The 12,212-nt window shown below is 72.3% G+C and carries 13 protein-coding genes; 4 read left to right on the plus strand and 9 right to left on the minus strand.

Annotated features, from left to right (window positions below):
• Positions 1-296: 296 nt before the first annotated feature.
• The 8 genes from def to ACZ4AA_RS04970 form a co-directional block, all read right to left on the minus strand.
• Complete coding sequence (gene def, locus ACZ4AA_RS04935; RefSeq protein ID WP_467595454.1) at positions 297-947, minus strand: peptide deformylase; 651 nt, start codon at positions 945-947, stop codon at positions 297-299.
• A gap of 58 nt (positions 948-1,005) precedes the next feature.
• Positions 1,006-1,986, minus strand: coding sequence for a tetratricopeptide repeat protein (locus ACZ4AA_RS04940; protein ID WP_467595457.1), 981 nt, complete (start codon positions 1,984-1,986; stop codon positions 1,006-1,008).
• A 153-nt stretch (positions 1,987-2,139) separates the two neighbouring features.
• A complete protein-coding gene (locus ACZ4AA_RS04945) occupies positions 2,140-3,429 on the minus strand; it encodes an HD domain-containing protein (RefSeq protein ID WP_467595460.1) in 1,290 nt (429 codons plus the stop codon).
• Positions 3,426-4,784: an HD-GYP domain-containing protein gene (locus tag ACZ4AA_RS04950; protein ID WP_467595465.1), complete on the minus strand. Its 1,359-nt coding sequence runs from the start codon at positions 4,782-4,784 to the stop codon at positions 3,426-3,428. Before ACZ4AA_RS04950 ends, ACZ4AA_RS04945 begins: the two co-directional genes overlap by 4 nt.
• A gap of 179 nt (positions 4,785-4,963) precedes the next feature.
• A complete protein-coding gene (rsrA, locus tag ACZ4AA_RS04955) occupies positions 4,964-5,266 on the minus strand; it encodes a mycothiol system anti-sigma-R factor (RefSeq protein WP_103548068.1) in 303 nt (100 codons plus the stop codon).
• Positions 5,263-5,955, minus strand: coding sequence for an RNA polymerase sigma factor SigR (gene sigR, locus ACZ4AA_RS04960; protein ID WP_467597037.1), 693 nt, complete (start codon positions 5,953-5,955; stop codon positions 5,263-5,265). Before sigR ends, rsrA begins: the two co-directional genes overlap by 4 nt.
• Positions 5,956-6,210: 255 nt before the next feature.
• Positions 6,211-6,870 carry an alpha/beta hydrolase family protein gene (locus tag ACZ4AA_RS04965; protein ID WP_467595468.1) on the minus strand — a complete coding sequence of 220 codons (660 nt, stop codon included), beginning with the start codon at positions 6,868-6,870 and terminating at the stop codon, positions 6,211-6,213.
• A 1-nt stretch (position 6,871) separates the two neighbouring features.
• Positions 6,872-7,687 (minus strand): SOS response-associated peptidase, encoded by an 816-nt coding sequence (locus ACZ4AA_RS04970; RefSeq protein WP_467595471.1) that lies wholly within the window; start codon positions 7,685-7,687, stop codon positions 6,872-6,874.
• A 50-nt stretch (positions 7,688-7,737) separates the two neighbouring features.
• Between ACZ4AA_RS04970 and ACZ4AA_RS04975 the strand changes: the two genes are divergently transcribed.
• The 4 genes from ACZ4AA_RS04975 (at position 7,738) to ACZ4AA_RS04990 (ending at position 11,427) form a co-directional block, all read left to right on the plus strand.
• Entirely contained in the window at positions 7,738-8,469 is a 732-nt protein-coding gene (locus ACZ4AA_RS04975; RefSeq protein WP_467595474.1) for a M50 family metallopeptidase, read from the plus strand.
• A 147-nt stretch (positions 8,470-8,616) separates the two neighbouring features.
• Complete coding sequence (gene aroA, locus ACZ4AA_RS04980; RefSeq protein ID WP_467595476.1) at positions 8,617-9,957, plus strand: 3-phosphoshikimate 1-carboxyvinyltransferase; 1,341 nt, start codon at positions 8,617-8,619, stop codon at positions 9,955-9,957.
• A gap of 16 nt (positions 9,958-9,973) precedes the next feature.
• Positions 9,974-10,987 carry a ribosome small subunit-dependent GTPase A gene (gene rsgA, locus ACZ4AA_RS04985; RefSeq protein ID WP_467595479.1) on the plus strand — a complete coding sequence of 338 codons (1,014 nt, stop codon included), beginning with the start codon at positions 9,974-9,976 and terminating at the stop codon, positions 10,985-10,987.
• A 116-nt stretch (positions 10,988-11,103) separates the two neighbouring features.
• Positions 11,104-11,427 carry a DMT family transporter gene (locus ACZ4AA_RS04990; protein WP_355771416.1) on the plus strand — a complete coding sequence of 108 codons (324 nt, stop codon included), beginning with the start codon at positions 11,104-11,106 and terminating at the stop codon, positions 11,425-11,427.
• Positions 11,428-11,463: 36 nt separating this feature from the next.
• Here ACZ4AA_RS04990 and ACZ4AA_RS04995 read toward each other — a convergent pair whose 3' ends face one another.
• Positions 11,464-12,069 (minus strand): TetR/AcrR family transcriptional regulator, encoded by a 606-nt coding sequence (locus tag ACZ4AA_RS04995; protein WP_467595483.1) that lies wholly within the window; start codon positions 12,067-12,069, stop codon positions 11,464-11,466.
• Positions 12,070-12,212 lie beyond the last annotated feature (143 nt).

The following is a 12,212-nucleotide window of genomic DNA, read 5'->3' on the forward strand; positions in this document are numbered from 1 at the left end:
TGTGCCGGGCGCGCGCCGCTGCGTATCCCCGCACTTCCCATTCAGCACCACAACTGACCGTTCTGGGAACGGATTTGGTCCACCGAGTACACGACCATGCCGAGAATCTCCCCTTGTGTGACTGAATCTGGATCACCGGAGGAGCACAAGGGATCGAACATACGACGTACATGCGAACGGTGCCTGGTCAGGAGGATCACCTGTCCAAGCACCGTTCGAGTGGGCCCACGAGAGACCGTGCGTCACGCCGGTCAATTTATGTCACAGCGGCGCGGGGCGCTCGCCGGAGCGACGGCTCAGTCGTTCGCCACGATCGCGTACCGGGGCTCGTTCTCGGCCATCTGCCGCAGGGCGTCCTTGCGGTCGCGCTTGGAGAGCCGGTCGATGTACAGGTAGCCGTACAGGTGGTCCGTCTCGTGCTGGAGGCAGCGTGCGAAGTAGCCCGTACCACGCAGCCGGACCGGGTTGCCCTTCTCGTCCTGCCCGGTGACCTCGGCGTAGTCGGGACGGGCGAGCGGCGCGTAGGCCGTCGGCACGGACAGACAGCCCTCGTTGCTCTCGTCCAGCTGACGCCGGTCGGCGGGCAGGTCGACCGGCTTCGGGTTGCAGACCACCCCGACGTGCCGGACACCCTGGTCGTCCTGGCAGTCGTAGACGAAGACCTTCAGATCGACGCCGATCTGATTGGCCGCCAGGCCCACGCCCTCGGCGGTGCGCTGGCTCGCGAACATGTCGGCGACCAGCTGGTCGAGCTCGTCCCCGAACTCGGTGACGTCCTTGCACTCCTTGTGGAGCACGGGGTTGCCGACCACCGTGATCGGGCGCGAGGTGCCGCGCTCGCGGTAGCCGGCCTCGCGCTCCTCGGCGTCCTCGGTGTCGATGACGAAGCCGTCGTCGTCCACGGGGAGCACGCCCACGTGCTGCTGATCGGTGTCCTGCTGCGCCATGACGACGTACGCCTTCCTCAGACCTTGTAATTTTCTGCGACTACAGCCTAAAGGGCGCTCAGCAGACCTCTTCCAGATCCCGCCAGTCACGGGAGTCCGGACTGTCGGCGACCCAGCCGTCGAGCAGGCCGCGCACCAGCGAGGCCGGCGCCGCGAGCCCGCACTCCCGCTCGGGCACCCACAGCTGCCCGTCGGTGCGATGCCCGAGCGGACCCGGGTGCCCCGGCTCGCTGTGGTCGTGCGGGTCGAGGTGTTCCTCGTCCCCCTCGTCGGAGGGCATCCGGGACTCGGAGCACATCCGGCACAGCAGCCGCACGGACGAGGACCAGTCCTCGGCGGCGAAGCCCGCGTCGGCGGCGAGCCGCTCCAGCGCGTCCCGGTCGTCCTCGGTGGCCGCTTCGAGCAGGACGACCCAGGTCGGCACCGGTGAAGGGGCCCACAGCTCGATCTCGTCGAAGACCGGGTAGGCGTGCCCGGCGGCCGTGGTCCGCTCGCCGTGCGGTACGCCGTCGTGCAGCACGACCTCGCCCCAGCGGCGTCCGGAGGACGGCAGCGGGATCGACAGCACCTCGACGCGGGCGGGGTCCAGCCGGCGCCCCCACACCACCTCGGCCTCGCCCTCGGGCGACAGCCGGACGGCCGCGCTGCCCAGGTCCATGCCCGTCGGCTCCCCGGACACGGCGGCGCCGCCGGGCACCCGCAGCCCGTACGCCTGCCAGGAACGCCGTGCCAGCGGCCAGTCCTGGAGGGCGGTGGCCGCGATGCCCACGTTCCACCAGTCGGGTGCGCCGGTCTCCCGGTCGAGCAGCGCGACGGCCCGCAGACCCGCCGCCCGCGCCTGCTCCCAGTCGTGCCGGAACTTGTGCAGCAGGGCCAGGTTGAACCAGGACTCGGACAGCCAGGGCTCCAGGTCCGCGGCGCGCGTCAGCAGCGCCCCCGCGTCCTCGTACCGGCCGTCGCCGATCAGCGTGAACGCGCGGTCGGTGGCCTGCCGCCATGAGGCGGAGGGCCGGTGTCGTCCCTTGCCGAAGATCCTCACGATTCCCGCCTGCCAGTTCCTTGCGCTTCCCGCCTGCCGGTCCTTCGAAGAATTCCGGGGAGGCAGTGCGGCCCCGGGCCGTCCCGTGCCCCCTGACACCCTCTCCCTCGCATCCAACCACGTACCTTCGGACGACCGCTCATTACCCATGGGTTACCCAGCCCGGGGCAAGGTCAGACCGGCTCGGGACAGGACCCGGGCCAGTGACTCCACGACCTCCGGCTGGTAGTCGCGGGCGGTCGCCAGCCGCAGTTTCTCCAGTGCGGTCAGCGGCCCCGTGGGTCCCGCTTCCCGGGCCAGCTCCTCGTACGCGTTCACCGTCCGCACGATGCGCGCGGTGACGGGCTGGGCCCGGTACGGGTCCGCTTGGCGCTCCACCACGACGGCGACCGCGGCCTCCACGCCGGTCTGCCGGACGACGGCGCCGCCGAGCAGCGCGATCCGCCGCTGCTCGGCCGCCGGGAGCGCGGCGGTGGCACCCGCCGGTACGGGGTCGACCAGGCTGAGCTGCCCGATGTCGTGCATCAGCGCCGCGTACTCCAGGACCGTGAGGTCGGGCTCGGACAGACCGAGCTCCCGGCCCACGGCCCGGCTGAGGGCGGCCACCCGCCGGGCGTGCCCGGCGGGTGTGTACCCCGCGATCTCGGTCGCGCGCGCGAGGGAGGCGATGGTCTGCCGGTAGGTGACCCGCACGGCCGCGTAGCGCCGGAAGGACAGCTGGGTGAGCAGCAGCGGCAGCGAGAAGACGGGCAGGGCCCACAGGCCGACCACCGCGACCGCGAGCGCCATCACCACCCCGGTCGCGCACACGGCGGAGCCGATCCCGGGGGTGGCCCGCAGTTCGTCGCGCAGCAGCGGGCCGAAGGGCCACCGGGTCCGCGCGTGGGTCGTCGCCGCCGCGAGCACGGCGTCCCAGAGGGTGGTGAGGACCAGCAGGGCGACCAGCAGCAGCGCCTGGGCGGGGCCACCCCAGCGCAGCAACCGACCCTGGTCGTAGAGGGGTTGGAAGCAGACGGCGGCGAAGGCGACGGTCAGGACGCGGCGGGCGAGATGGTCGAGGACGGGCGCGTGTCCCCGTGCCACGTGCGGGACGCAGCCGGCCAGCGCCGCCGCCACGACGACGGCGACGACCTGGAGGACACCGTGGTCGGTGCGGTGCCCGGCGTTCTCGCCGAGCAGCGCGTAGGCGAGGGCCCCGGCGGCGCCGAGGGGCGCGGACTCCCGTTCCTCGGCCCCGTTCCACCGGGCAAGCTCGCCGACGGTCATGAGCAGGCCGAAGGCCAGTGCCGTGCCGCGTTCCTCCAGGCCGTCCCAGAGCGTGGCGCCGAGGGCGAGCAGCGCGAGGAGCAGGGCGAGGGCGCGCACGGCGGCGAGCAGGACGGGGATCCTGACGGCCGGCGCGGGCCGGGCGTGGGCCGCGTGCCGCGGGGCGGTGGTGCTCACGGTGCGCTCCGCCCGAGGGTGTCGGAGGGATGGGCCGGCGGGATGCCCGCCGCGGGGGCCGGTGCGGTGTCCGCCGTCACCGCGGGATGCCAGCCGTGCCGGTCGAGCGCCCGGACCAGGGCCGTCACCATCCGGGGGTCGAACTGGGTCCCCGCGCACCGCCCCAGTTCGTCCAGGGCCGCCGGCACCGGGCGGCCCCTGCGGTAGGACCGGGTCGAGGTCATGGCGTCGAAGGCGTCGGCGACGGCCACCACCCGGGCGAACTCGGGGATCTGGGGCCCCGCGAGCCCGTACGGATAGCCGCTCCCGTCGAGGCGTTCGTGGTGGTGCAGGATCGCCGAGCGGGCCTCGCCGAGGAACCCGATCCCACGGACCATCTCGTGGCCGTACTCGGGGTGCAGTTCGATGACCCGCCGTTCCTCGGGGGTCAGCGGTCCGTCCTTGCGCAGCAGCCGGGTGGGGACGCCGAGCTTTCCCACGTCGTGCAGGATGCCGGCGAACCGGAGCACCTCGACGCGCTCGTCGTGCATGCCCAGCTCGCGGGCGATCATCACGGACGCGCGGCCGACCCGCTCACTGTGTCCGCGGGTGTAGCCGTCCTTGATGTCGACGGCCTGGACGAGCGCGCGGATGGTGGCCTGGTGGGCGGCCCGTTCGCGGTGGTACTGGGCGAAGACCCAGCAGGACACGTACATGGGCAGCAGGACGAGCAGCGCGGCGACGGGGCCGTACGGGCTGCGCCAGAGCACCGCCATCATCAGTCCGGCGAGGCCGTGCACGGCGACCGGGGCCAGCGAGCGCGCGAAGAGTCCGTGCCAGGCCCGGCGCACCGGGGCGCGTTCGGCGAGGGCGAGGATCCCGCAGTCGAGGACGGTGAGCGCGGCGCAGAAGGCGAGCAGCGCGGCCCCGGCGGGTACGAGCGCGTACGGGAACCGGGGGGTGACCAGCGCCTCGCGGCCGCCGAGCGTCCCGTACACCCGGGAGGCCGTCCAGACGGCGACGGCGAGCTGGGCCGCGCGCCAGATCCGGCGCGGGCCGCGCGGGCGCTGTTCGACCCGGGCGAGCAGGGCCCCTGGCAGGGCGACGAGGGCGGCGGCGGGCGGGGCCAGCAGAAAGGCGCCGGCCAGCAGGACGGGGAGGAAGGCGCCCATGCCCTGGGCGGTCTCGCCGCCCGACGCGCCGCCGGCACCCGGCCGCGGCGGCAGGGTGACGCGCTCGCAGCCCGCGTACAGGGCGGCGAGCAGGGTGACGATCTCCCAGGGGACGCGCAGATGCGGCAGAGGCGCGAGACAGACGAGCGCCAGGAGAACGACACCGGCCACATACGCGCGCGCCCACGCCGGAACCGAACCCATCCCCGATACCTCCCCCGTACCTCCCCGGTCTCAGGCTCGGAGCCTAGGGCGGGAGGAAGGGGACGGGGACGGGTATGTACGAATCCGCGGGCTCCGGGCCCGCGGATTAGCACGTTCGGGTGATAAACGAAGGTCCTGCGGGCCGTGGCCCGGCCCTCTCGGCGGACGAACCGCCGGGGTCAGGACTCCTGGGCCGTCGCGGTCACGTCGTGCTCGGGCACGGTCTGTCCCGAGCGGATCAGATCGATACGGCCCATGACCTTGGCCCGCAGGTCGGTGGGCACGTCGTCATGACCGCAGCAGCGCTTGACCAGCTTCTTGACGGCCTGTTCGAGGCCGTACTTCTCCAGGCACGGAGAGCACTCCTCGAAGTGGACCTCGAACTTGGTGCAGTCCGCGTCCGGCATCTCATGATCGAGGAACTCGTACAGATGATCGAGTACCTCACTGCAATCCGTCTCGTGCGGCTCTCCGCAGCTCATGAGCCCGAGCCTTTCGCTTCGTTCGACTCTCCGGCGCCGGCGGGGACCAGCCCGCGGTCACGGGCGTAGTCCTCCAGCATGCCGCGCAGTTGGCGACGGCCCCGGTGGAGCCGGGACATCACCGTACCGATGGGTGTCCCCATGATGTCCGCGATCTCCTTGTAGGCAAAGCCCTCTACGTCCGCGAGATAGACGGCGATGCGGAATTCCTCGGGGATCGCCTGAAGCGCTTCCTTCACGTCGGAGTCGGGCAGGTGGTCCAGCGCCTGCGACTCGGCGGAACGAAGGCCCGTCGACATGTGCGACTCGGCACGCGCCAGCTGCCAGTCCTCGATCTCCTCGGCCGCACTGCGCTGGGGTTCGCGCTGCTTCTTGCGGTACGAGTTGATGAAGGTGTTGGTGAGAATGCGGTACAGCCACGCCTTGAGGTTCGTGCCCTCGCGGAACTGGTGGAACGACGCGTACGCCTTGGCGTACGTCTCCTGCACCAGGTCCTCGGCATCGGCCGGATTGCGTGTCATCCGCAGCGCGGCCGAATACATCTGGTCGAGGAATTCGAGCGCGTCCCGCTCGAAGCGCGCGGTGCGCTCGGCGGAGGTCTCCGCCGTCGCGTCGCCCGTGCCCCGGCCCTCGGGCTGCTCCGCCTGGCCGTTTTCGGTCCCTGCGTCGGTCCCAGTGACCGGACCCACCTCCTCCAGCGACGTAGCGAGACCGAGACCGGTCCCACTGGAATCGGAGGATAGACGAACATCATGCCCGCCCGCCGCCCGAATCGGGGCGTTCTTGCCCGCGTGCAGCACCGTCCAGTCCAGGTCAGCGCGGCTGCTGCGGCTCGGGCAGAAGGTCGAACCCATGCGGCGGACTTCCTCTCGTACGAACGGTGCAGCACGCGGCGTGCTGTCTGATCCGCACAACAGAAGTCCGTCACTCTGCATTCCCGGCCGTCACCCGAGTGACGCGGCCCACCGCACGACACCGTGCGTGACGACCTTCAGCGCCTCCTCCTCGCCGAGCGGAGCCCGCTTGGGGACGGCGAAGCCGTGATCGCCGTAGGGCACCTCGATCAGCTCGTACGAGCCCGGCGGGAACTCCTCCGGCCGGCCGAACGGGTCGTTGCCGCCCTGTACGACGAGTGTGGGCACCCCGGCGCCGAGCAGCTCGGCGGCGCGGGACTTCTCCGGCCTGCCCGGCGGGTGAAGCGGGAAGCTCAGGGCGAGCACCGCGGCGGCGCCCAGCTCCACCGCGGTCCGGCACGCGACCCGGGCGCCCGCGCTGCGGCCGCCGGAGATCACGGGCAGTCCCTGCGCCGCCAGCACCGGCCACACGCCCCGCCAGCCCACGTCCAGCGTCTTCGGCGCGGGCGCCACCTTCTTGCCGGCCACTCGCCAGGGCTGTTCGACAAGTGCCACGCTCACCCCGTGCTCGGGAAGCGTCTCCGCGAGCGCCCGCAGGTCCCGGGCCTCGATGCCGCCGCCCGCGCCATGGCTCACGGCGAGCACGAGCCGCGCCCCGGCCGCCCGGTGCCAGGTGATCCGGGCCGTACCGGCGCCGGTCTCGATGGTCTCGCTCACGTCGGTCCCGCTCACGTCACTGGTCCTCGTCACGTCAGAAGAGTGTGCCCTCCTCGGGCCCCTCCAGCTCCTTCAGCAGCTCCGCGCCGTTGTTGCGGACGTTGCTGACCGCGGTGGAGACGGGGTACGCCCGCATCAGTCCGGTGGGCGGCGGCGTGAGCAGGTCACGGAGCTCGTCCGGGTCCGTGCGGGAGGGGTCGAGCCAGTGGTCCCAGCGGTCGGGGGTGAGCATCAGGGGCATCCGGGGGTGGATGTCGGCCAGCGCGCGCGGGCCCTCGGCGGGGCCCACCGCGAGCGGTGCCGTCTCCGCCTCCGTGGTGATGACCGAGCAGGTCACCCACCAGGCCAGCGGATGCTCGTCCGGCAGCGTCCGGTCCCGCCAGAATTCGTAGAGTCCCGCCATCGCGAAGACCGAGCCGTCCGCGGGCGTCACGAAGTACGGCTGCTTGCGGGGCCGCTTCTTCCTGCCCTCGACCTCCAGCTCGCGTTCGGCACCGGAGGTGACCCATTCGTAGTAGCCGTCGGCCGGGACGACACAGCGCCGGGCGGCGAAGGCACGGCGGTACGAGGGCTTCTCGTGCACCGTCTCGGCGCGCGCGTTGATCATCCGGGCTGCGCCCTCGGGCGTCTTGGCCCAGGACGGGACGAGTCCCCACTTGAGCTTGCGCAGCTGGCGAACCGGCCTCGGGCTGTCCGCGTCCTTCACAGGACGGTCGAGGACGACGTAGACCTCCTTGGTCGGGGCCACGTTGTAGTCGGGCGCCAGAGTCTCCTCCGCGTCCCACTTCTCGACCTCAAAGGTTGCTGCGAGATCCTCGGGTCCACGACTGGCTGCATACCGTCCGCACATACGTGCAACACTGCCAGATTCCGCGCCGTGAAAGGGAGCCACCGCCGACAATGGACAGCACCGCATCCACCTCGCTGGCCTCGCTCAGCTCCCTGTGGGACCAGGTGTTCGGCACCCAGCCGGACCCGGACCTGTGGGTGGTGATCGCCACCATGGTCGCGGCCCTCGCGGCGATCGTCCCGCACGGGGTCTGGCGCGTCTCCCGCAACGCCATCACCATCGCGCACGAGGGCGGCCACGGGCTGGTCGCCCTGCTCACGGGCCGCAGTCTCAGCGGCATCCGGCTGCACTCCGACACCAGCGGCCTCACGGTCAGCCGCGGCAAGCCGACCGGCCTCGGCATGATCCTCACGGCCGCCGCGGGCTACACCGCTCCCCCGCTGCTCGGGCTCGGCGGCGCCGCGCTGCTCGGCGCCGGCCACATCACCCTGCTGCTGTGGGCGGCCACGGCCCTGCTGATAGCCATGCTGGTGATGATCCGTAACGCGTACGGCGCGCTCACCGTGATCCTCACCGGCGGCACCTTCCTGCTGGTGTCCTGGCTCGCCGGACCCCAGGTGCAGGCCGCGTTCGCGTACGCCGTGGTGTGGTTCCTGCTCCTCGGCGGCGTCCGCCCGGCCTTCGAACTCCAGGCGAAGCGGAGGCGGGGCGGCGCGGGCGACTCCGACGCGGACCAGTTGTCGCGGCTCACCCACGTACCGGCCGGACTGTGGCTGTTCCTCTTCCACGCCGTGTCGCTGTGCTCACTGATGGGCGGGGGCCGGTGGCTGCTGGGGCTGTGACCGGTGGGCCGCTGTCCGTGGGGCTGTGAACAGCAGGCCCGGTCCGCGTACACGGGCGCGGCGTCACCAGCCCGGCATCCCCCGGCCGACGTCACCGGCGGTGACGGACCCACGGCTGCCCGGCGCCCTGCCACTAAAGTGGGGCGCATGACCGTGAACCCCGCCCACACCGCCCTCTGGCCAGCCCCGCACGCAAGCGGAGCCGTCGACGCGACGGTTCACGTGCCGGGGTCCAAGTCGGTCACCAACCGCGCCCTCGTCCTGGCCGCGCTGGCCTCCGAGCCGGGCTGGCTGCGCCGCCCGCTGCGTTCCCGCGACACCCTGCTGATGGCCGGCGCGCTGCGCGCGATGGGCGTGGGCATCGAGGAGACGGTCGCCTCCAGCTCGACGGTCGCGGCGGGCCCCGACGCCTCCGGCGAGGCCTGGCGGATCATCCCCTCCGGCCTGCGCGGCCCAGCCACGGTCGACGTCGGCAACGCCGGCACCGTCATGCGCTTCCTGCCTCCGGTGGCCGCCCTCGCGGACGGCCCCATCCGTTTCGACGGCGACCCGCGCTCGTACGAACGTCCGCTGCACGGAGTGATCGACGCGCTGCGCCTGCTGGGCGCCCGGATCGACGACGACGCCCGCGGCGCGCTGCCGCTGACGGTGCACGGCGGCGGCGCCCTGGACGGCGGCCCGGTGGAGATCGACGCGTCCTCGTCCTCGCAGTTCGTGTCCGCCCTGCTGCTCTCCGCCCCGCGCTTCAACCAGGGCGTCGAGGTCCGCCACACCGGCTCGACGCTCCCGTCGATGCCGCACATCCGGATGACCGTGGACATGCTGCGCGCGGTCGGCGCCCAGGTGGGCACCCCCGAGTCGGGCGGCGAGCCGAACGTCTGGCGGGTGACACCGGGCGCGCTGCTCGGCCGCGACCTGATCATCGAACCCGACCTGTCGAACGCCCAGCCGTTCCTCGCGGCGGCGCTGGTGACCGGCGGCACGGTCGTGGTCCCCGACTGGCCGGCCCACACCACCCAGCCCGGTGACCGGCTGCGGGAGATCTTCACCGAGATGGGTGGTTCCTGCGAACTGACCGAGCGCGGACTGGAGTTCACCGGTTCGGGTGCCGTCCACGGTATCGATGTGGACCTGGGCGAGGTCGGTGAGCTGACCCCGGGCATCGCGGCGGTCGCGGCGCTCGCCGACTCCCCCTCCACCCTGCGGGGCGTGGCCCATCTGCGGCTGCACGAGACGGACCGGCTGGCCGCGCTCACCAAGGAGATCAACGAACTCGGCGGCGATGTCACCGAGACCGCCGACGGCCTGCACATCCGGCCGCGCCGGCTGCACGGCGGCATCTTCCACACGTACGACGACCACCGCATGGCGACGGCCGGCGCGATCATCGGGCTGGCGGTGGAGGGCGTCCAGATCGAGAACGTGGCGACGACGGCGAAGACCCTGCCCGACTTCCCCGATCTGTGGACCGGGATGCTCGGGAACTGACGGGCGGACCTGGATCATGCGCCGTTACGGCAAGAACACCGACGAGGACGACATCCGCCAGCGGCCGAACCGCAAGGGCAACCGTCCGCGTACGAACATCCGCCCCAAGCACGAGGAGGCCGTCGAGGGCATGGTCCTCACGGTCGACCGCGGCCGGCTGACCTGTCTGGTCGAGGGCCGGGCCGTGACGGCGATGAAGGCACGCGAGCTGGGCCGCAAGGCCGCCGTCGTCGGGGACCGGGTGGCCATCGTCGGCGACCTGTCCGGAGAGAAGGACACCCTCGCCCGTATCGTCCGCATCGAGCCGCGCGGCTCGGTGCTGCGCCGCACGGCCGACGACGACGATCCGTACGAGCGGGTGGTCGTCGCCAACGCCGACCAGCTCGCCATCGTCACCGCCCTCGCGGACCCCGAGCCGCGCCCCCGGCTGATCGACCGCTGTCTGGTGGCGGCCTTCGACGGCGGTCTGACCCCGCTCCTCGTCCTGACCAAGTCGGACCTGGCGCCCCCGGACAAGTTCCTGGAGCTGTACGGCGCACTGGACATCCCGTACGTGGTGACCAGCCGCGAGGAGCTGCGCAACGAGGCCGCCGCCGACCGGGTGCGCGAGCAACTGGACGGCAGGATCACGGCGTTCGTCGGCCATTCGGGCGTAGGCAAGACAACCCTGGTGAACGCGCTGGTGCCGCCCGAGCAGCGACGGACGACCGGCCATGTCAACGCGGTCACGGGCCGCGGCCGGCACACGACGACCTCGGCGCTGGCGCTTCCCCTGGCGGGCCGCGACGGAGGCTGGGTGATCGACACGCCGGGTGTCCGTTCCTTCGGCCTCCACCACGTCGATCCGTCCCGGGTGATCCACGCCTTCCCCGATCTCGTACCCGGCACCGAGGGCTGCCCCCGGGCGTGCAGCCACGACGAACCGGACTGCGCGCTGGACGCGTGGGTGGCCGAGGGCCACGCGGACCCTCAGCGGCTGTACTCGCTGCGCCGTCTGCTCGCCACGCGCGAGCGCCGTGAGGGCGACTGACGTCACCGTGTTTGCGTGCGCCCGCCGTCGGTAAGGGCTTCTGCGGGCCGGTGAATGCATAATCGCACCGAGCCGGTCCGGGCCAGCAGTCGACGTGCGATGCGGGAGGACAAGACATGGCGTGGCTGCTGGTCGTTGTGGCGGGACTGCTCGAAACCGGCTTCGCCGTCTGTCTGAAGCTCTCGCACGGCTTCACCAGATTCTGGCCCACGGTCGCGTTCTGCGTGTTCGCCCTCGGCAGCTTCGGTCTGCTGACCCTCTCGCTGAAGAAGCTCGACGTCGGTCCCGCCTACGCGGTGTGGACCGGCATCGGCGCGGCGGGCACCGCCATCTACGGCATGATCTTCCTCGACGACCTGGTCTCCGTCCTCAAGATCGTCTCGATCAGCCTGGTCATCATGGGCGTCATCGGGCTCCAGCTGTCGGGGTCGGCGCACTGAGCTCCCGTACACGCCCGGCCCCGGGAGCCCCGGCGCTCACACCCCGATTCGCTGGGACGGTGCCAGCGCCGTCCTGACCATGTCCGTGACACCGCCCCGGGCGGGCGGCGCGACGACGCACGACAGCGCGATCCTGGCCACCAGTTCGCAGACCCGGGTGATCTCGGGGGTGTCGGCCCGGGACAGGGCGAGCGCGGCGACCGCGCGGTCGCGGACCAGCGCCACGAAGTCCGCGGGCGAGGGCAGCGGTCCGTCGGCCCGCCGCTGGGCCGGCACCGCGGACGACGAGGGCACGGCGGACAGCGCCGGGGACGGGAGCCGCTCGCTCCAGCAGCCGGTCAGCATCGCCCGCACCAGCGCGTTGCTCCGGGCCGTCGAGGTGGTCCACTCCGCGGTCGCGGCCAGCCGTTCCCGGGCGTCCGTGTGCGCGGCCAACGCCCGGTCGACACCGGCGAGATAGGCGTCGGCCTCCCGTCGCACGAGGGCGCGCGCGAGGCCTTCCTTGCTCCCGAACTCGTTGTAGAGCGTCTGGCGTGACACCCCGGCCACCGCGGCCACGTCGACCATCCGCACCGCGGTCCACGGCCGGCGCGCGAGTGCCGTGTAGGCGGCGTCCAGGAGCGATTCGCGCGCTGCGGGCATCTGCGCCTCCCTGGGGCGAGCGGCTCTGGAGCCAGATTTGACGCGTGCGGGGGCACTGTCAAGGGTTCGCGGCGGCTCCGAGGGGCGCGAACCCGGGGCCCGCGCGCCGCGACCGGGGGCGAGCCCGGGGTCGTACACACCCG

It is taken from the genome of Streptomyces sp. NPDC024698, from assembly GCF_055559015.1.